General features: G+C 33.2%; 15 protein-coding genes. 14 read left to right on the forward strand and 1 reads right to left on the reverse strand.

Going from position 1 to position 19,329, the window contains the following annotated elements:
• Positions 1-97 precede the first annotated feature (97 nt).
• Genes cmr1 through JYK00_RS01135 form a run of 6 tightly spaced genes read left to right on the forward strand, consistent with a single transcriptional unit; the run spans position 98 to position 8,460 of the window.
• Positions 98-1,156, forward strand: a complete 1,059-nt coding sequence (cmr1, locus tag JYK00_RS01110) for a type III-B CRISPR module RAMP protein Cmr1 (RefSeq protein ID WP_207566890.1) — start codon at positions 98-100, stop codon at positions 1,154-1,156.
• The gene (locus JYK00_RS01115; RefSeq protein ID WP_207566891.1) at positions 1,153-2,430 is read left to right on the forward strand and encodes an RAMP superfamily CRISPR-associated protein; all 1,278 of its coding nucleotides are present in this window, start codon (positions 1,153-1,155) and stop codon (positions 2,428-2,430) included. Before cmr1 ends, JYK00_RS01115 begins: the two co-directional genes overlap by 4 nt.
• Positions 2,418-6,056, forward strand: a complete 3,639-nt coding sequence (locus JYK00_RS01120) for a CRISPR-associated protein Csx11 (RefSeq protein WP_207566892.1) — start codon at positions 2,418-2,420, stop codon at positions 6,054-6,056. Before JYK00_RS01115 ends, JYK00_RS01120 begins: the two co-directional genes overlap by 13 nt.
• Positions 6,057-6,107: 51 nt before the next feature.
• Complete coding sequence (locus JYK00_RS01125; protein WP_207566893.1) at positions 6,108-7,238, forward strand: RAMP superfamily CRISPR-associated protein; 1,131 nt, start codon at positions 6,108-6,110, stop codon at positions 7,236-7,238.
• Positions 7,238-7,615, forward strand: a complete 378-nt coding sequence (locus JYK00_RS01130) for a hypothetical protein (protein ID WP_207566894.1) — start codon at positions 7,238-7,240, stop codon at positions 7,613-7,615. The genes JYK00_RS01125 and JYK00_RS01130 overlap by 1 nt, the downstream gene beginning before the upstream one ends.
• Positions 7,615-8,460, forward strand: coding sequence for a hypothetical protein (locus JYK00_RS01135; protein ID WP_207566895.1), 846 nt, complete (start codon positions 7,615-7,617; stop codon positions 8,458-8,460). Before JYK00_RS01130 ends, JYK00_RS01135 begins: the two co-directional genes overlap by 1 nt.
• A gap of 115 nt (positions 8,461-8,575) precedes the next feature.
• Here JYK00_RS01135 and JYK00_RS01140 read toward each other — a convergent pair whose 3' ends face one another.
• Complete coding sequence (locus tag JYK00_RS01140) at positions 8,576-9,202, reverse strand: 4Fe-4S binding protein (protein WP_207566896.1); 627 nt, start codon at positions 9,200-9,202, stop codon at positions 8,576-8,578.
• A 173-nt stretch (positions 9,203-9,375) separates the two neighbouring features.
• On the opposite strand from JYK00_RS01140, the gene JYK00_RS01145 reads away from it, so the two are divergent.
• From JYK00_RS01145 to JYK00_RS01180, 8 genes are all read left to right on the forward strand, one after another.
• Entirely contained in the window at positions 9,376-9,564 is a 189-nt protein-coding gene (locus JYK00_RS01145; protein WP_207566897.1) for a hypothetical protein, read from the forward strand.
• A 658-nt stretch (positions 9,565-10,222) separates the two neighbouring features.
• Positions 10,223-11,560: a GntP family permease gene (locus JYK00_RS01150; RefSeq protein ID WP_207566898.1), complete on the forward strand. Its 1,338-nt coding sequence runs from the start codon at positions 10,223-10,225 to the stop codon at positions 11,558-11,560.
• 18 nt (positions 11,561-11,578) lie between these two features.
• A complete protein-coding gene (locus tag JYK00_RS01155; RefSeq protein WP_207566899.1) occupies positions 11,579-12,835 on the forward strand; it encodes a glycerate kinase type-2 family protein in 1,257 nt (418 codons plus the stop codon).
• Between the two features lie 77 nt (positions 12,836-12,912).
• On the forward strand, positions 12,913-13,704 hold the full coding sequence (locus JYK00_RS01160) for a hypothetical protein (protein WP_207566900.1): 792 nt from the start codon (positions 12,913-12,915) through the stop codon (positions 13,702-13,704).
• 502 nt (positions 13,705-14,206) lie between these two features.
• Complete coding sequence (locus tag JYK00_RS01165) at positions 14,207-15,574, forward strand: GlmL-related ornithine degradation protein (protein ID WP_207566901.1); 1,368 nt, start codon at positions 14,207-14,209, stop codon at positions 15,572-15,574.
• Between the two features lie 5 nt (positions 15,575-15,579).
• On the forward strand, positions 15,580-16,170 hold the full coding sequence (locus JYK00_RS01170) for an NUDIX hydrolase (protein WP_207566902.1): 591 nt from the start codon (positions 15,580-15,582) through the stop codon (positions 16,168-16,170).
• Positions 16,125-16,952, forward strand: a complete 828-nt coding sequence (ispE, locus tag JYK00_RS01175; RefSeq protein WP_207566903.1) for a 4-(cytidine 5'-diphospho)-2-C-methyl-D-erythritol kinase — start codon at positions 16,125-16,127, stop codon at positions 16,950-16,952. The genes JYK00_RS01170 and ispE overlap by 46 nt, the downstream gene beginning before the upstream one ends.
• Positions 16,933-19,308, forward strand: a complete 2,376-nt coding sequence (locus JYK00_RS01180; RefSeq protein ID WP_207566904.1) for a Lon protease family protein — start codon at positions 16,933-16,935, stop codon at positions 19,306-19,308. Before ispE ends, JYK00_RS01180 begins: the two co-directional genes overlap by 20 nt.
• Positions 19,309-19,329: the final 21 nt, after the last annotated feature.

Genomic DNA, 19,329 nt, shown 5'->3' on the forward strand with positions numbered 1-19,329 from the left:
ATAAATGGGCATTATCGCCTTTTTCTAAAATGGAGTTCTGCCACGTCACCTATGAGGAATTGAAACTTAACTGATATAAGAAGGAGATGGTGATGTAATGCAGGAAATAACCGTGAAATTCAGAACAATAACTCCGCTCTGGACGGGAAACGCGTGGGGGAAATGTGACGAAATAAAACCAGCTGCTTTGATAGGGAGTTTAAGATTCTGGTTTGAAGTTATTTGCTATTTTTCCGGTGTTGTAAGTGGAGAGGATTTTGATACTAAACTTGGTAGGTTTGAAAGAGAAGTTGATAGTAAAAAATTCAAAGGATATCTAAGTAGCAATGGAAATTCTTTCAAAGACAAGATAAAGGGATTGTTAAACCAAAACATTCCATTACCTTCGATAATATTTGGGACGACAAATTGGGAAAGTTTAATAAAAATTAAACATATTGAACCTATCGGTAATTATTGTTTTGGAAATAAGCTAAACATCCCTAAAAAGATATGTATTAACAAAAATGGCACAAATAATATAAAGGAAAATCAAGAATGTCCAAATAGAAGCAACAATGGATGGTCAGTATTTTATTTTAATAACCCGTATTTCTATGGACAATTTAGAGTTAAATTTTTAGTGAATGAAAGTATTTTAAATGAGATATTTTACCCACTACTAAACTTTATGGATAAATATGGATACTGGGGTGGAAAATGGAACATTGGATATGGAAGATTAAAAATAGAAAAAGTAGAATTTAAAAATAAAGGACAATGGTACGAAAGAGAGATTTCTGGAGAATATGAGTTTAAATTTAGTAATTTGCATAATATGTTAAAAGACAAAAAGTTCATTAATTTAATAACCAATAGTCCTAATTTTGACAATTTAATTACTAAAAAAACATCATTATATATATTGGAGAATCAATTTTCAAAAAATGATTTTAAAAGTGTAATAAAGGAACTATTAAAAATTAAATCTAAAAAGAGGGGAATTTTTAGAAATGACAAAGAATTTAGACATAAAGTTTTTGGAAAAACAGGAAGAGAAGATTATCTTCCGCAAGGCTCAAAAATACTTCCTTACATCTATGAAGAAAATGGGCAATATCACGGTGGATTTCTATCTATCGCCGGATTGCTAAATTTACAGGAGGAGACAAAATGAAACATTTTGAATCTTTGATAGAAATTAATCCTGAGAAAGTTAAAGATTTAAATGAATATATTGCATATTGTAAGTATTTTTTCAAATATAAAAGCGAAGAAAAAATAAAAGGATATCTAAGCGGGCAAGATATAGATAAAGACAAATTCGATAATTTGTGCAAGGATTTCCCTTTTTTGAAACATGACTTTGACAAAGATGTGAATGGTGGAAAATTTAATGTAGATTTGTTTAAATACTTAAAAAAGAACAAAGCTAATAATACATTTAAAGATTTTCCTCTAAGTTGGCTGAAAGATAAAATTATAAAAGAAGATAAATACCTCCAAATTGATAATAAAACAATAAATAAGCTCAAAAAAATCTCCGGGATCTTAGAATCATCAGAAATAAAAAAATATTCAAGTAGCCTTCCTAAATACTCATTTATAATCTGGGTGAAAATAGAATTAACTGCGCCATATTTTTCTAAAGACGATGATGAATTTTATATCATCCAGAATCCCATATTAAAAGAAACTAATTTTAAAATTCCAATACTCCGAGGTTCGGGATTGAAAGGGAGTATGGCAAACGCATTTAAAAATCCATCTGAAAGCGAAGAAAATTCAGGCAATCGGAAAATAATGATAGAGAGTTTTTTGAGAATATTTGGCACAGGCTCTGAGAGCATTAAATGTATTGAAAATTATCTAAAGAAAGGTAAGAAATTTGAAGAATTTAAAAAGAAGATCGTTGAATTCATACTATTTGAATTAGGGTTAGATGTTGATAAAAAAGATATAGAGACAATAAATAAAGCAAAAAGCGATAAAGAACTCTTTGAAGAATTTTTAAAAGATAAAATTTCCGAGAAGCTTGAAAAATCACAGAATCTGCCAATAGAATTTCAAACTCATAAAGGAAGAGCTATATTTTATCCTATTTACTTTGACAGGCTCTCATTAGAAATCATAAATCCGCATGACAGAATAAAAAGAGCAGGTAAAAATCCTATTCACTATGAAATAGTACCAGAAGGCACAAAAGGTATTTTACAAATTATCTACGTACCTTATGATGCAGTTTTGAAAAAAAATGAAGAAATAGAAAAAGAGGTATGTAAAGACTTAAAACATTTATGTGAAGCTGTTGAAAAACTTGCAACAAACGGTATAGGTGCTAAAACAAAACTTGGCTGGGGAAGTTTTGAGTTGAAACAAAAAATATACTGTGTAAATGCCGATCTGAAAATAGAAAATGTTCCAGAGGGGTGGAAAGAATGCCAGAGTTGAATTTGAAAAATTTAGAAAAATATAAGGATGAAATATTAAAAGCAGAGATTGGCACTTTGCTCTTTAATTTAGGTAAGACACACATTGGTTTTTGGAGAGAAAAAGATGAACAACGTTATTTTCAAGTTCATGAAAGTGCTTTTGAAGATATTTTTGGCTATAAACCTTTTGGAAGTTACAAAAAATATTATGAAAAAGAAAAAGATAATGATAAAAATAAGGATAAGAACAAAAAACTTCCTTTTGAATGGGAATTAGAAAAATATGGTTTAAAAGATTTTATAGAAAATCAGGAAGTTAAATTTCCTTTCAAGATTGACAATGAAAATGGAAGTATAAATTGGGTGGAATTTTTTAAAGGCAATAGTTCGAATACTGAATTCATGAAAAGAATATTTTTTGGAGGTTGTGAAAACATAAACTCTGGTATAGATAAAGGGGCTCCTAAAGTACAGATGACCCCACCCTTATGGTTGTCAAATGCCTTTGGGAGTTTTAAAAGAGAACTGAATGAAAAAGATTATGATAAAAGAAGGGGATGTTTTTACCAGAAGTTCTATGATTTTTTAAAAAAGAAAAATTATTTCAATGAACCAGATTGGATAGAGATAAGAAAATTCGTGTTTAAAGAAATAAAAACGTGGTATTCTGAACTGCTCAGCGACAGTCGTTTCCCGGTTAATGATGTTTCTCTATGGGATCAGGCTTATATGACAGCATCTATGTTTAAAGCTGTTTTAGCTCAATTGGTGTTAGATGAAACACTGAAAAATAAAAATATTGAAAATCACAATTATTTTAAAAAGCCCTCAGAGATAAAGTGGAGAATATTAGGAATACAGTATGACAAACTTGGTTTAGCTGAAAAAGGCTATAAACCCGCGCATATTCAGTGGTACAGGCAAACAGCGAAAGAAATAGACGATGAAATAAAAAAACTCTTAGAATATGAATACCCAATAGGAAATGAGATCTATAGAGATGAAACAGGGATATATTTTATAGTTGGAGAAAGTTTGGGAAAAGATAAAGGAGATCTTGCAAAGTTACATTCTGACTTAGATGAAATTAAGTGTAAAATTTTGAATATTTTTAAAGAAAAAACAGATGATGAATTTTACCCGGCAATAATTTTAACAAAAGCCTCCAGAGGATTAATGAATTTAGGGTATTTAATTCAGAAAGCAAAAGAGAATTTTTTGAAACCTGAAACAATTAAATTTAATATAAATTTCGCAAACAGTCCTGATAATAATGATAATAATAAAGGTGATGCGATAAACATCTGTCCTGTATGCCAGCAGAGGTTGATTTATGAAGTTGACAAAAAAAGAAATATAAAACCGACAGTGTGTGAAACCTGTTATGAAAGAACGTATAGTAAAAGGGTTAAAGAATGGAAGGAAAACTTAAAAAATGGTTCAAAAAACAATGAAACCATATGGCTTGATCAAATAAAAGACAAAAACAACAGAATTGCTCTGGTTACTTTGAAATTTGAAACAGAGGACTGGCTGAATGGAAATTTATTGAATAGTTTGTTGACTAATAAAATTGATAGCAAACTTTACAATGATATAAAAAAGAATTGTATTGAATTTATAAAGATTATTTCAGGCAAAAACTTTATATCACACAACATTGTAATTCTTATTAAAAATTTGAAAAATATAAACTCAAGCGAGTATGGATGTTTGATGTCGCTTGAAAGTTATTTAGAAGAAATCAATAAAACATTTACAAAATTCAGAGATAATGAAATATCAGTTTTTCTGACTAAAGATAAAAATAATAAACTGCTCTTTGCTAAGGATTATAATAAGAATAAGAAAAAATTAAGAAATCTTCAAGATGATATTAATTTAGGTGGCGGTCATGTAATCAAAAAAACGGTAGATTGGGCAAAAGATGAAAAAATTAAAACTTTAAAAAGTAATATACAAAAACTCTTACATGATTATTTTTCTGCGCTGGAGTTTATAGGATTCCTTAAGACATACTCAGAAGACAGCATAAAGGGACATTACAAAAATTCTTTTAATGATTTTATCAGACAAATATTTTTTGACTCGATTATAGGTACAAAATGGGAAGAGTTTATTAAAAGCAAATCATTATGCAAAAAAATAGACTGGAGCACTAAAAAGATAGAATGGGATAAATTGACAGACGAAGATATAGATTTACTGGCAACAACAATATTACAGCTCCTTCTTCGAAAAAACCCTTCACCTGCAAGATTGAGAAGAATCTGGGAGAGTACACTGGAGTTTATGGAAGATATTGAAAAGAATATAATAAACTTACTCGAGATTCCAGTTTGGGAGAGAAAAGGTCTGGTACTGAAAGGAAAAATTGATAAAGGTAACATAAAACAAACAGGAGAAGAATTAGAATGCAAAAATATTTTGTTCTGGGCTGAGCCTGTGAACGACTCAAAGAACGACAGGGTTAAACTATATTTAATCAGTTCCGTAAGAGACTTTTTAAATGAATTCGGTAATACAAAAGTAAAAAAATTATTGAAAAATGCGCAGGAAAATCAAGAAGAATTAGCCGGGATTCTCAAAAGTCCTGAAAAAGTTAAGGAGAATATTGAGTTTAAACCAGAGCAAGATAGCAATTCACTTAAATTTAAGCAATATGACAATCCAGATAAAAATTACAAAATAAGCGAGATTGATATAGAAAGTGTTTATAGCTATAAACCATATTTTTCAATCATAGACCCAACACCTGTGTCGTGGCAGTTTGCAATTCCAGCAGAATACGTTCCTAAATTATTGGAAAAAGTTGAAGAAGAGTATAGTAAAAGATTTAAATATGTTTATGGAAAGCTACCGCTTCATGTTGGTGTTATAGTACAAAACTATAAAAGCCCACTTTATATAGGCGTGAAAGCTTTACGTAAAATCAGAAGAGATACGTCAAACATAGATGAGCTTTATAAAGAGATTGCGGTTTCAAAATTTTGCATTAAACAAAAGAAAAAATTATCTTTTGCAAATTCAGAAGAAAAAGCCAACAGCACAGAAAACTATTATTCTCTTTACTGGAGCAACTCAAACAATAAAGACTACGAGTTTTATATAAAACCAGATGATAAATGGAAAAAATGGCTCAGCACATTAGACAAATTCAAGAATAATAGTAAAGTTAGCATAATTCCTAACACGTTTGACTTTGAATTTTTAGATTCAAATGCCAGAAGAAATGATATAGAGTATTATAAAGGCAAAAGAATTTTACCAATTAAGTCAAATCGACCTTATGATACATCAGATTGGGAAAAATTTTTAAAATTTAGAGAAATCTTTAAAAATGCAAAAAACAGGTTCAATACAATGGTGAGCAATATATATAAATACTTAGATGACTGGAATGAACAAAATAAAGAGTCAATCGTGAAATTGTTAATTTCAGGCCTTGTAAACATACTTGAGCTTAACAAGAACACAAATAAAGAGATACTAAAAGAGTTATGCGATATATTTGAGTTAGATGAATGTGAAAACTCAGATGCTTTTGCAGAAGCACTCAAAAGACTTTCTCCAGAAAAAGTAAAAGAAAAAATGCTGTTATTTTTAGATATGTATGATTTTTGGCATAGAGCATTGAAAGAGTAATTTAAATCTATTATGCATGTAAACAATAATTTTTTAAACGAGGTGATAAACATGTCAGAAAATCAAAAAGTTAAGAACAATTTGGTAAAGGAACTAAAAATTTTCGCTTTGACTATGGACCCCGTGTACATAGGAACAGGTGGTTATACAATAGGCAGAGTAGATAACACAATCGTAAGAGAACCCATAACACGTATTCCCAAGATTCCAGGATCCAGTCTGGCTGGTGTCTGGAGGTATTATGTGGCTTTAAAATTACATGAATTTTTGAAAGAAGAATATAGGATAAGCAAGCGCAAAAGAAAAGATAAAGATATAGAAGAAATATTTTCTCAGAAGAAAAAATGGGTTTTATTTGAAGGAAATAGGTATATAGGAATAAAATGTGCAGGGCAGGACGATAAACCACAATTGAATTTCGATGACAGTCAATTTGAACAAAAAGCCCATTGTGGTCACTGTATTGTATGCAAAAGCTTTGGATTTTCTAAAAAGGATTTGAGCTGGCAGGGACTTTTATTCTTTTCAGACTTAAACATTTTTCTGTTTCCGGTACATACAATGTATGGGGTTAAATGGATTACCACCGCTTCAAAACTAAAAGAGCTGGGTATACAAACAGATAGTCCAGGTAAAGAAAAAGTTTTGGCAAATGGAGTCGATAATCAGCATATCAACTTAGGATGGCTTTATTTAGAAATAGAAAGAGAGCATAATATTGACTGTGAGTTATTAAATAAAAATTTTGGTTCCTTGGTTCAATCCGAAGATCAATCCAAAAGCGTTTTTCAAGATGAAGACATTATTGTTGTTCCTGAAAACTTAATTTCACAAATAATAAATTCAAACCTTGAAGTGCGTACATCTGTATCGATAGATCCTATTACAGGAGCAGCAAAAGAAGGAGCGCTTTTCACATCAGAAGCTATCCCAAGAGGTACGGTGCTGTATGGAAATATTAGAATATTTGATAAATCCCAGTTCAATGGGATTAACGATAAATTAAAAGATTTACCAGCTAAAGAAGATATAGAAGAAGCGTTAAAAGATTCAAAGCATTTCTTTGAAACCTTAGGAATTGGAGGAATGACTACAAGAGGCTTTGGAAGAATCAAGATTGAATTAAGCGATAGTAATGATGATAGTGAAACTGAAGGGGATAGCAAAGGTGGTGATTCTTAATGGAAAACCTTGAGTATAAAATTAATGAAGTAGCTTGGAAAATCGTTGAAAAGATAAAAGAAGACAAAAAGAAATATAAAAATGAAATTGATAAAGCTCTGGGAGTGCTTACTAATAACGGAGTATATGCTTACTGGGTATATTGTAAATCTAAGGGAATAGAGAAAGTTTTCATAGAAGAGGTCAGGGAACTTATGAAATATACTTCCGTTAATCTTAAAGATGAAAATGGGAAGAATAAAAATGAAGAATATGAGAAATACTTCAGAGAACTTTCAAAAAGTCTAAAGGATCTATTGTTTTTTAAAGAAATCTTAGAAAAAACTCTTATTCTGGTTAGATACCATGCAAAAGCTTTAGAAGATGGTGATGAGTAATGAGTAAAAAATGGTATAAATTGGTTATAAATCAAATACAGCCAATACATCTGGGAAAGGCTGTTTATGGAGTTTTAGGAGAAACCAGAATCTTTATACCAGGTCAGACTGTGTGGGGAGCACTTGCAAAAGCTTATTGTATAAATAAAAAACTACCGTTTGAAAAGAATAAAAATTTATTTGAAGAAATAACCTGTTTTTATCCAGCTTTTGATAATCAATCTTTTTTAAAACCACGTTTTTCAGGTGGTGAATTTTATCTGGGAGATTTGCCAGAACGGGAGTTTAAACTCTTATTTGCGGACACTTTTGTCTCCACAGCTGTGCTACCAGAAACAAAGTCAGCTAAGGATGAGTCGCTACACGAAATAGAGTATATTCTTCCAAGACACAAAAAGGAACTTGAAAGCACCGAACTTTACAAAAAACTAACACAATTGGGTTATAAAAATAGCAACTTAAAATGGGTTGGTTTAATAAAGTTAGAGGAAAATATCAAAAAAGAAATAGAAGGAATGGAAATATATGTAGGTGGAGATGTCAGATATGGATTTGGTTTGATGAAAATAACTAAGATCACAGAGACATATAAAAGCATGGAAGAAGATTTCAATATTATTTCTGAAATAAAAAAAGGAAAAATAAATAATGCAGATTTTCCAAGCGAAAATATAACACTATTAAATTTCTTCTGTATTGACAATACCGATGTAAAGATTGAAGGTAAAATTGAAATTATTATAGAAAAAGACTTTTATGATAACAACAGACAAAACATCGAAGGTAAAATTGTGCATGCAGGCTATTATGCAGTACCTGGTAGTAAAATTTTAAAAAATATCTAAATTTTTTATTTCAAACAAAACAATTCAAAATAAAAACGTCCAGCTGCTGGACGTTTTTTACTCATTATAACTCACAGTTTTTGTGATTTGGTTATTTAATTGTTGTTTATAGTAGTTAATGTTTATAAGAAATAACTTTTACAGGGCAAACATTTTTACATTCAAAACATAATAAACATTCGTTATTTATAATTCTTCGCTTTTTATTGTTCAGGCTTTTTATTGCATTTGCATTGCATACCTTCTGACAGAGTCCACAACCTATACATTCACTTTCTTCAATCTCAAGTCCAAACATCGCCGGTTGAGAAACAATTGATAAAATTGCACCGTAAGGGCAAAGAACTTTATGCCAGAATTCTTCTTTAAAAAATAACGTGATTATAAAAGCTCCTATCAGGATAAATAGAAGTAAAGGTATCTTTATTTTTAATACTCTTATAGCAATGAGTAAGCCAATAAAGAACAAAAGGATTATGTAACGAACCACTGGATGTTTCATAAACTTCGGAGTAGAAAATCTTTTTATTCTTAGTTTCTTATAAATCCATCCAACTGGTCTAAAAACTGTTTGAATGGGACAAATCCATCCACAATAAAATCTTCCAAAAAACAACGATAAAATTGCCAATCCTCCAAAAATCAATATCCATGATTGGAGCTTTCCATTGAAAAATAAAAATAAAAACAGCAAAAATGCCAGGATCTCAGTAACTGTTCTTAAAAACTTTGTTAATTTCATATTCGGTTCCCCCTTTCCACAAATTTCTGATTTTTTATCCCTGCAAGTTTATCACACTAAAATATTTCTGTCTGTCACATTTATTACTATTCTTTAAAAAGCTCCAATTGACCAATAAATGTTTTAATGTTATACTGTGTTTTAAATGAGATTTCAAAAGGGGGTAATAAATTATGTGGGGAATAATAGGTGGTTTTATTGCAGCAATCTTTTTGGTTGAAGTTCTTGATCTTCCTGAAATGGTTGCTAAAAAATTGCGGGGGAAATTGACTAACAAAGAGTTAGAAGAGAAAGTCAACCAGCTCGAATCACGGGTAATAAAATTAGAAAAAATGATGCAAATAGAAAACAAGGAAATTTAGAAAGTTTTAGTACAATTATCTCCAGCCTCGTTAATTTTAAGATTCCTCGTCACTTCGTTCCTCGAAATGACACCTCTTTCATGTCATCCTGAGGAGCGTCAGCGACGAAGGATCTTATTTTACTAACACGTGCTAACCTTGCCAACTTCGTTAAATCAAGATTCCTCACGCTAAACGCTCAGAATGACAGAAAGGAAGAGTCCAACCTCGTTAATCTTGCTAATATTAAGATTCCTCGTCACTTCGTTCCTCGGAATGACAGGTGTGGGGAAATTCCTCATCACTGCGTTCCTTGGAATGATATTTTCTTTTTTTTGTCATCCTGAGCATAGCGAAGGGGATGTCATCCTGAGGAACGGAGTGACGAAGGATCTTATTCCTTATTGTCATTCCGAACGAACGTGAGGAATCCTGTTTTTTACCAACTCTCGCTAACCTCGCTAACCTCGCCAATCTTGCTAATCTTGCCAACTCTCGCTAATCTTGCTAACCTCGCCAATCTCGCAAGATCCTTCGCACTTCGTGCTCAGGACAGGCCCTGCCATTTTTACTAATAATTGTGTTAAAATTTAAATGGACTTTTAATAAATCAGGTTATAAACAATCACATGGTAACTAACCATGTGAAGCAAAAACATATTGGGGAGGTGCTGCGGGGATGTGGCTGGTTATTTTGTTACTGTTGTCAGTATTTTTCATTGTTGTTTCTACCGTTAAATGGCGTCTTCATCCATTCCTGTCATTATTGTTTGCTGCGTTTGCGTTTGGACTTCTTGCAGGCATGAAACCAGTGGATATTATAAATTCGATTAAGCAGGGGTTTGGTGGCACACTTGGAGCAATTGGTATTGTGATTGTTGCAGGAACAATCATAGGCACCTTTCTCGAAAAATCTGGAGGGGCATACACCATGGCGGAAAGTGTTCTTAAAATTACAGGCAAAAAGAACGTACCACTTGCCATGGGAATTATAGGTTATATTGTATCAATACCTGTTTTTTGTGATTCAGGATTTGTTATATTAAGTCCACTTAATAAGGCTCTTTCAAAACGTGCAGGGATTTCACTTGCAGCAAGCGCTATAGCTCTTAGCTTAGGATTATACGCAACACATACAATGGTACCTCCTACACCTGGTCCGATTGCCGCTGCTGGAATCCTTGGAGCAGATCTTGGAGTCGTTATCCTGTTTGGCTTGCTTGTATCCATTCCTGCACTTATTGTTGGATGGCTGTTTGCTGTAAATTCTGGTAAGAAAATAAAAATAGATCCAGATCCAGAACTATCCGAAGCTGATATAAAAAAGAAAATGGAAGATGCACCTTCTTCCTTCAAAGCTTTTACTCCTATAGTTCTTCCAATAATTCTTATTCTTTTTAAATCTATTTCTGATCTTCCTGGAAGACCTTTTGGCGACGGCCTTTTCAGATCTATTATAGGCTTTATTGGACATCCAATAACTGCTCTGCTTATAGGTGTGTTAATCGCCTTTACCCTTCCAAAAAAGCTGAAAAAAGAAATGCTTTCAACAAGCGGTTGGGTTGGTGAAGGTCTTATTAATTCTGCTATAATAATACTTATAACAGCAGCAGGTGGCGCTTTTGGTAAGGTTCTTCAAAATTCCGGTATAGCACAGGTTATTGGTGATACACTTGCGCAGGCAAATCTTGGAATATGGCTTCCTTTTATAATAGCGGCGGGAATAAAAACCGCCCAGGGGTCTTCAACTGTTGCAATAATAACAACAGCATCGCTTATGGCTCCACTTATGGAACCGCTTGGATTTACAAGCACAGCGATAAAAGCATTGGTAGTTGTAGCAATTGGTGCTGGTTCCATGGTTGTGTCCCATGCAAATGATAGTTACTTCTGGGTGGTAACTCAATTCTCCAGAATGGACATTAAACTTGGATACAGGTTGCAGACCCTGGGAACCCTTTTTGAAGGTCTTGCTGCAGCGGTAATTGTGTGGATAATAAGTTTTGCCGTTGTATAAAATCAGGAGGTTATTTATATGACAAAATCACAAAAGATGAGGCAGGAAATATCAGAAATAATAAAATATTCCATCGAAAAAGTTTTGCCAGATGTAGCGGTAAAAGAAGAATTGAATAATTTACAATTGAACAACGTTTACGTTGTGGCTATAGGAAAGGCTTCATGGAGGATGGCAAAAGCCACCGCCGATGTTCTTGGAAAGTGTATCAAAAAAGGTATTGTCATAACAAAATACGGTCATAGTGAGGGTAATATTGAAAAATTCATTATATATGAAGCTGGCCATCCTTTACCAGATGAAAATACGATAAAAGCAACTGATGAAGTATTAAAAATGGTTTCAAATTTAAGTGAAAATGATACTGTTTTGTTCCTTGTATCAGGTGGCGGTTCAGCGCTCTTTGAAAAACCAGCTGAAGGAGTAACTCTTGAAAACATAATGAAAATAACGGATAAACTCATGAAATCAGGTGCCAATATATACGAACTTAACACTGTACGAAAACATCTCTCTCAGGTAAAAGGCGGAAGATTTGCAGAACATGTAGCGCCTGCAAAGCTTAAAGTTCTGGTGCTATCTGATGTTCTTGGTGACAGGCTTGACATGATAGCCTCTGGCCCGGCTTATCCAGACTCAACAACTTCTGAGGACGCACTGTTAATTTTAAAAAAGTATAAGATAAACATAGATGAAAACATAAAACAAGTTATTCTAAGAGAAACACCAAAAAGTGTAAATAATGCAACACATACAATAATAGGAAATGTAGAAAAAGTGTGCCAGGCAGCTGCTTCAAAAGCCATAGAGCTTGGCTATAATCCTATGATATTCACCACAACTTTGCAAGGTGAGGCAAGAGAAGCAGCAAAATTTATAATGTCAATTGCGAAAGAAGTTATTAAAAATAACAGACCAGTTGGTGTTCCAGCAGCACTAATTTTCGGAGGAGAAACAACTGTGCAGGTCAGAGGAAATGGTGTTGGTGGAAGAAATCAAGAGCTTGCACTGGCAGCTGCGCTGGACATAGCCGGAATGAAAAATGTCGTTCTGGCATCGGTTGGAACAGATGGGACAGATGGACCAACAGATGCTGCCGGTGGAATCATTGATGGCGACTCAGTTCAGCGAATGAAAAATTCTGGTGTAAATCCTGTAAAATATTTAGAAAATAACGATTCATATAATGCATTAAAATCGTCTGGAGATTTGTTGATTACCGGTCCAACCGGCACAAATGTAAATGATATAATTGTGGTATTAATCAGTGATTAGAATATTTTCTGTATTATTGAAAGAGGGGCATTACGCTCCTCTTTTGTGTTTAAAATGTCAGGTGCAGGGAGGAAATAATGTCAGATAAAAAACTTCTAAACAGTTTGGTATTTTTTTATATACTGGTATACACAATTTCCTATGTTGCAGTTCCCGCTTTTCACAAATTTTTCAAACCAAAAACAATTTCTGGAACACTGCTTTTAAATTCAGTAGTATTGCTTATGATGTTTGCCGTTATATACACAATAATTAAGATAAACAAAAATGATAAAACTTTTTTTGCAACGCTTGGAATTAGAAAGAAGAATACGTTTTCAAGTTTTTTATTAGCGGAAGCTTTTTCAATACCAATTCTTTTATCCTGGCTTATTGGGGTAAAAGTTGCAGGGATAAATGCCATGTTAGTTGCCGCAAAACCTTCCTGGATTAACATGGAAGATGTGTCGTTCCAATCGTTGTTTTTTGCCATAATTTTATGGACTTTAACAGGAATTATTTCGTTTTCCTTCTGGCAAGCGTTCCCTTATGAACTTATGAATAGTTTTCCATTAAAACTCAAATTAACACTGATCGTAATTTTGTGGAGTGGCTTGTACAACGCTCCCCTTTTATCTGGCAAGTTTGATTTGTTCGATATTGTATTTTTTGGTTTGCTCTTCACAATAGTTTACCATAAAAGAAAAAATAGTATAGGAATACTAATTGCTTACCTTTTAAATGAAAATCCATTGTGGTGGATCATAGCAGCATTGTTTAAACCAAATATTGAAAATGTTTTTCTTATATTGCTGATTTTTAGAGCACTTATATCTTTTGTCTCTATAATATTGATGATTAGATTGAAAAAAACTGCTTCCATTATTTAAACTAACTTTCGCTAACATCACCAAATTAAGATTCCTCGTCACTACGTTCCTCGGAATGACAAAGAGGTAAGATGTCATACTGAGCGTAGCGGAGGATATTTTTTGCCAATCTCGCCAACTCTTGCTAACCTCGCTAGCCTCGCTAATTATAAGATTCCTCGTCGCATACGCTCCTCGGAATGACATAGATGGTTGATTTCTCGCTTTCTTGCTCCTTAGAATGACATTTGCCTTCTTTTGTCATCCTGAGCGCAGCGAAGAATATGTCATCCCGAGGAACGAAGTAACGAGGGGGATGTCATCCTGAGGAGCGAAAGCGACGAAGGGGATGTCATCCCGAGGAATGTAATGACGAGGGATCTTATTTTTCTAACTCTCGCTAACTCTCGCCACCTTTGCAAGTTCTTTCATCGTTTCACTCCTCAGGACAGGTCCTGCCATTTTTACTAATATTTGTGATAAAATTTAAATAGTGATTTTTATTAAAAGATGGAGGGATTTTGTGAAAGTAGATCTGATATTCGCTGAAATTGGTTCAACCACGACAGTTGTTACCGCTTTTTCTGGAATCGGAGATAATCCAGAGATACTTGCTCAAAGCGAGCACTGGACAACTGTAGACCAGGGAGATGTAACAATAGGAATAGAAAATGCTATAAAAAGCTTGAAAAAAAAGCTTGGTGTTGAAAATCTTGATTGGGAAAAATTTGCTGCAACAAGCAGTGCAGCTGGTGGTTTAAAAATGACTGTGCACGGACTTGTTTATGATATGACTGTTCGCGCTGCAAGAGAAGCCGCTCTTGGCGCTGGTGCTGTTATAAAGTATGTAACAGCGGGAAAGATGGATGAGTTTCATCTTGAAAAAATCAAAAAGATCAACCCAAAATTAATTCTTTTAGCTGGAGGAGTTGATTATGGAGAAAAAGACACAGTCATTCATAACGCAAAGCTTCTTGCTTCACTTCCTCTCGATATTCCAATAATATACGCTGGAAATGTAGCAGCCGCCGAACACGTTGAATATATTTTAAACAGCGCGGGAAAAAAGGTTTTTATTACAGAAAATGTGTATCCCAAAATAGATGAGCTAAATGTGGAACCAACAAGAAACATTGTTAAAAATGTTTTTGCAGAGCATATAACACGCGCCCCTGGAATGGAAAAAATTTATGAAATTGTTGATTACAATCTTTTACCCACCCCAGGAGCCGTTATGAAAACCACAGAACTTCTTAACAAAATGTTTGGTGATGTTGTAACAATAGATATTGGAGGAGCCACAACAGATGTTGATTCTGTAACTGAAGGCAGTAATGAAATTCAAGAAATAATGATTTCTCCTGAACCTGTTGCTAAACGAACAGTTGAAGGAGATCTTGGATTGTTTGTAAACGCTCATAATGTTATTGATCTAATTGGAGAGGCTAATCTAAAAAAAGAGTTCGAAGATTACGATAACCTTGTAAACAGAATTTCACCTTACCCGAAAACAGAAAGAGATGAATACTTTATTTCAAAACTTGCATTATACTGCTTCCAGCAAGGTCTCAGAAGACACGTTGGAAAGAAAAAACATCTTTATACTCCTTTCGGAAGAAAATTAGTAGCTGAAGGTAAAGACCTAACTGCTGTAAAATATTTGTTTGGAACAGGAGGTTTTCTCAGTCGCTCAAAATATGCCAAACAAATAATGAATACTATCAACAATTTATCCAGAATGCACCCTATGGAATTGTTGCCTCAATATAAAGTAGAAATCTTTAGAGATAAATATTATATATTCGCTGGAATAGGCGTTATAGCTTCTGAAATCGATTCAGAAACTGCAATTAAACTTTTGAAAATGGATATAGAAAAAATAGGAGGATAGACATTATGGCATACGAAAATGAGAAAGTTTTAGTAGTTCCAACAGATGATGTAATCAAACTTTGTAACGGAAAAATTGGACTTGTTGAGGTAGAAGAGGTAGAAATTTTAAAATTGATAAAAGAAGCGGGTTTTTTTATTGACAGAGAAAAAGCAGAATTTGATGAAACAATAAGACAGGTTATACCTTACATTTTACTCAAAGAGAACAATAAATATCTCTTATTCAAACGAACAAGCGCTCAAGGTGAAAAAAGGCTTCACGGTAAAATTACTATAGGTGTAGGAGGACACATAAATACAGATGACTCTTTAAATCCCATAGATGCATTCAAAAAAGGAATGCAGCGAGAGATAGCAGAAGAAGTCAACGTAAAAGTCTTAAACATGAATTATATAGGAGTTATAAATATAACAGATAACGCTGTGAGCAGAGTTCACGTTGGAGTGTGCTACGAGGCAGAAATAGAATATTATGGACTTGTTGAGAAAGATAAATTTATTGAAATCTTTTCAGAAGCTCCGGAAATTTATAACAAGGAGATGGAAGGATGGAGCAAAGCGGTAGTAAAACACTTAGGGCATATGCAAAAATAAACCTTTATTTAGATGTTATAGGAAGAAGAAAAGACGGCTATCACGATATAATTTCTCTATTTCAAAATATCTCCCTATATGACACTCTTTATATAGAGAAAAAAGATAAAGGAATAGAAATTGAAACAAATGAGCACATCGAAAATAACATATTGTACAGAACCTGGAATATTTTTGCAAACCAGCTTGGAACTCCAGATTTTGGAGTAAAAATTATTCTTGAGAAACGAATCCCTATAAAAGCCGGTCTGGGTGGAGGAAGTGCAGATGCGGCTGCACTTTTAAGATTTCTTGGAGACACAATGAAAATCCCGGAGCATCAACTGTTAAAGGTTGCTGCTATTGTAGGAAGCGATGTCCCATTTTTCTTATATGGAGGTACCGCGATAGTAAAAGGCAAGGGACATATTATAGAAAAATTAAAACCGCTAAGCGGTTATAAGGTAAGGCTTCTTGTAGCCAAAGAAGGAATTTCCACCAGAGACGCGTACGCCACGTTGAAAGAAAAACATTTCAAAAAAAGCACCTGCGAAGTTTATGAACTCTACGAAGCTTATTTTTACAGAAATCTTTCACAAATAAGTAAATGTACATATAACATTTTTGAGCATGTACTTTTACCTGTCTATGAAGAAATAGATGGAAACTTAAAAAAACTCAAGCGTAATTGTATTGCTGCAGCTTTAACAGGCTCAGGAAGCGCTGTTTTTGGAATAAGTCTAACTCAAGGGGATTATGAGTTTGTTAAGAGAGGGGTAGAATATGAAACTTCTGAAATATGAAGAATTAATATTACCCAATAACACATTTCCAAAAACAAAAACATCTGATCAAATAACTCCTTGCGAATCTTTTATAGGACAAAAAAAGGCCTGGGATGCTATAAACTTTGGACTTTCAATAGATTCTAAAGGCTACAATATCTTTGTTGTCGGGCCATCTGGAACTGGAAGAAAGTCATTTGTACTTGAATTAGTAAAAAGTTTTGCCAAAAATAAAAAAAAGCAGGAAGATTTAATATATGTTGTTGATCTCGACAATCCTTACTCTGCTAAAGCAATAGAATTACCCGCTGGATATGGGAAAGAACTAAAGCGTGAAATGTCAAAAATTTCCGAAGAAATTTTTGTAAGGCTAAAAAGCGTTTTTGAAAGTGATGAATATGAGCACAGGAAAAAAGAACTTGAAGATGAATACAGAGAAGTAAGAGAAAAAATCTTAAAAGATTTACAGGAAAAAGCTCTCAAATTAGGTTTTATAGTAAAATTAACACCAACTGGCTTTATCTACATGCCAGCACTGGATGGAAAACCTATTTCAAAAGAGCAATATGAGGAACTTCCCGATGAAAAAAAGCAATATTATGAAGAAGAGGCAAAAAAGGTTGATCATTTAATCTCAGGGACACTTCACAAACTTAGAAAGGTAGATTCAAATTACTCTGAAAAACTGAAAGATCTGGATAAATACGCTTCTCTTTTTGCAATCGAAGAGGTTTTTGAAAAATTAAAAGTCAAGTATAAAAATTATCCAAAACTAGTTGATTATCTGGAAAAACTCAAAGATCATTTTATAAATAATATAGAAAAGATAAAAGGCTCTGAAGAAGGAAAAGAATATATAAAGCATATGTTGAATATTAACCTTTTGGTAGATAATTCTGAAGTTCAAGGAGCTCCTGTAATATTTGAAAAAAATCCGACCTATCCAAATCTTTTTGGAAAAATAGAATATATTTCAAAATTAGGTGTTTTATACACAGATTTTACTATGATTCGCGGCGGTGCTATACATAAAGCAAATGGTGGATATTTAATAATAAACGCGGAAGAAATTTTGAAATACCCTTATGTTTGGGATAAATTGAAAAAAACACTTTTAACTGAAAAAATCCTGATTGAAAACGTAGACATGGCATACGGTTTTAACCCTACAGTATCTTTAAAACCCGAACCAGTTGATGCAAAATTAAAAATAATAATGGTTGGAACCCCAGAGATATATTATCTATTGTACGAGTATGACGAAGACTTTAAAAAATTATTTAAAGTAAAAGTAGAGTTTGATTGGGAAATAGATGTTACTCAAAAAAACGTAAAAGAGTACTATTCCTTTATATCCAGCGTCATCAAAAATAACCAGCTCAAACCCTTTTCTAATAAAGCCCTTCAGAGAATAATCTGGTATTCTATGCGTCTTTCAGGAAGCAGAGAAAAATTATCGATGAAAATGGGGGAGATAGTTAACCTAATGGTGGAAGCAGATTATAAAGCTACCCTAAGAAACGCAAAAATCGTCAGTAAAAAAGATGTAGACAATGCTTTAGAGGCTTATGAAAATCGGGTAAGTCTTATAAGAGAAAAATACGACAAATCCTTGAGAAAATATGAAATAATGATAGAAACAGATGGCAGAGAAGTTGGACAGGTAAACGGTCTTACTGTGACACATCTTGGAGATTATTCTTTCGGCCTGCCTGTAAAAATTACAGCAAAATCATATGTAGGTAACATTGGTATAATAGACATTCAAAGGGAATCAGATTTAAGTGGAAATATTCACAGTAAAGCAGTAATGACTTTAATAGGCTATTTAGGAAGTAAATATGCCAATGAAATCCCATTTTCTCTTGGAGTCTCAATAAGTTTTGAACAGGTTTATGCTGTTGTAGAAGGAGACAGTGCTTCTCTTGCCGAAACAATAGCCATTATTTCTGCTATATCAAAAATCCCTATAAAACAATCAATAGCTATAACAGGTTCTATAAATCAGCATGGAATTGTTCAGCCAATAGGTGGGGTAAATGAAAAAGTTGAAGGATTTTATAGACTATGTAAATATCGTGGATTAAACGGTGAGCATGGCGTTATAATACCTGAAGCTAACGTAAAAAACCTCGTATTAAATGATGAAATTTTAAAAGATATAAAACTTGGCAAATTTAATATTTGGGCAGTAAAAACTGTTGATGAAGCACTTGAAATTCTAACTGAGCTCCCCGCGGGAAAATTGTCATCCAGAGGTACATATCCAAGAGGCAGTGTGAATTATTATGTCACCAAAGAACTAAGAAAAGTGTATGAAAAGCTTGAAGGAAAAGACACTTCAAAAGGAAAAAAGAAAAAAGGGAAAAAATAGTAAAAGTATTTGGGAGGGATT

The sequence above is a fragment of the Thermosipho ferrireducens genome (assembly GCF_017358165.1).
Taxonomy (GTDB): Bacteria; Thermotogota; Thermotogae; order Thermotogales; family Fervidobacteriaceae; genus Thermosipho_B; species Thermosipho_B ferrireducens.

Bases quoted from the DNA above. Each gene is read 5' to 3' on its own strand.
- cmr1 (WP_207566890.1), top strand. From the start codon at position 98: ATGCAGGAAATAACCGTGAAATTCAGAACAATAACTCCGCTCTGGACG.
- JYK00_RS01115 (WP_207566891.1), top strand. From the start codon at position 1,153: ATGAAACATTTTGAATCTTTGATAGAAATTAATCCTGAGAAAGTTAAA.
- JYK00_RS01120 (WP_207566892.1), top strand. From the start codon at position 2,418: ATGCCAGAGTTGAATTTGAAAAATTTAGAAAAATATAAGGATGAAATA.
- JYK00_RS01125 (WP_207566893.1), top strand. From the start codon at position 6,108: ATGTCAGAAAATCAAAAAGTTAAGAACAATTTGGTAAAGGAACTAAAA.
- JYK00_RS01130 (WP_207566894.1), top strand. From the start codon at position 7,238: ATGGAAAACCTTGAGTATAAAATTAATGAAGTAGCTTGGAAAATCGTT.
- JYK00_RS01135 (WP_207566895.1), top strand. From the start codon at position 7,615: ATGAGTAAAAAATGGTATAAATTGGTTATAAATCAAATACAGCCAATA.
- JYK00_RS01140 (WP_207566896.1), bottom strand. From the start codon at position 9,202: ATGAAATTAACAAAGTTTTTAAGAACAGTTACTGAGATCCTGGCATTT.
- JYK00_RS01145 (WP_207566897.1), top strand. From the start codon at position 9,376: ATGTGGGGAATAATAGGTGGTTTTATTGCAGCAATCTTTTTGGTTGAA.
- JYK00_RS01150 (WP_207566898.1), top strand. From the start codon at position 10,223: ATGTGGCTGGTTATTTTGTTACTGTTGTCAGTATTTTTCATTGTTGTT.
- JYK00_RS01155 (WP_207566899.1), top strand. From the start codon at position 11,579: ATGACAAAATCACAAAAGATGAGGCAGGAAATATCAGAAATAATAAAA.
- JYK00_RS01160 (WP_207566900.1), top strand. From the start codon at position 12,913: ATGTCAGATAAAAAACTTCTAAACAGTTTGGTATTTTTTTATATACTG.
- JYK00_RS01170 (WP_207566902.1), top strand. From the start codon at position 15,580: ATGGCATACGAAAATGAGAAAGTTTTAGTAGTTCCAACAGATGATGTA.
- ispE (WP_207566903.1), top strand. From the start codon at position 16,125: ATGGAGCAAAGCGGTAGTAAAACACTTAGGGCATATGCAAAAATAAAC.
- JYK00_RS01180 (WP_207566904.1), top strand. From the start codon at position 16,933: ATGAAACTTCTGAAATATGAAGAATTAATATTACCCAATAACACATTT.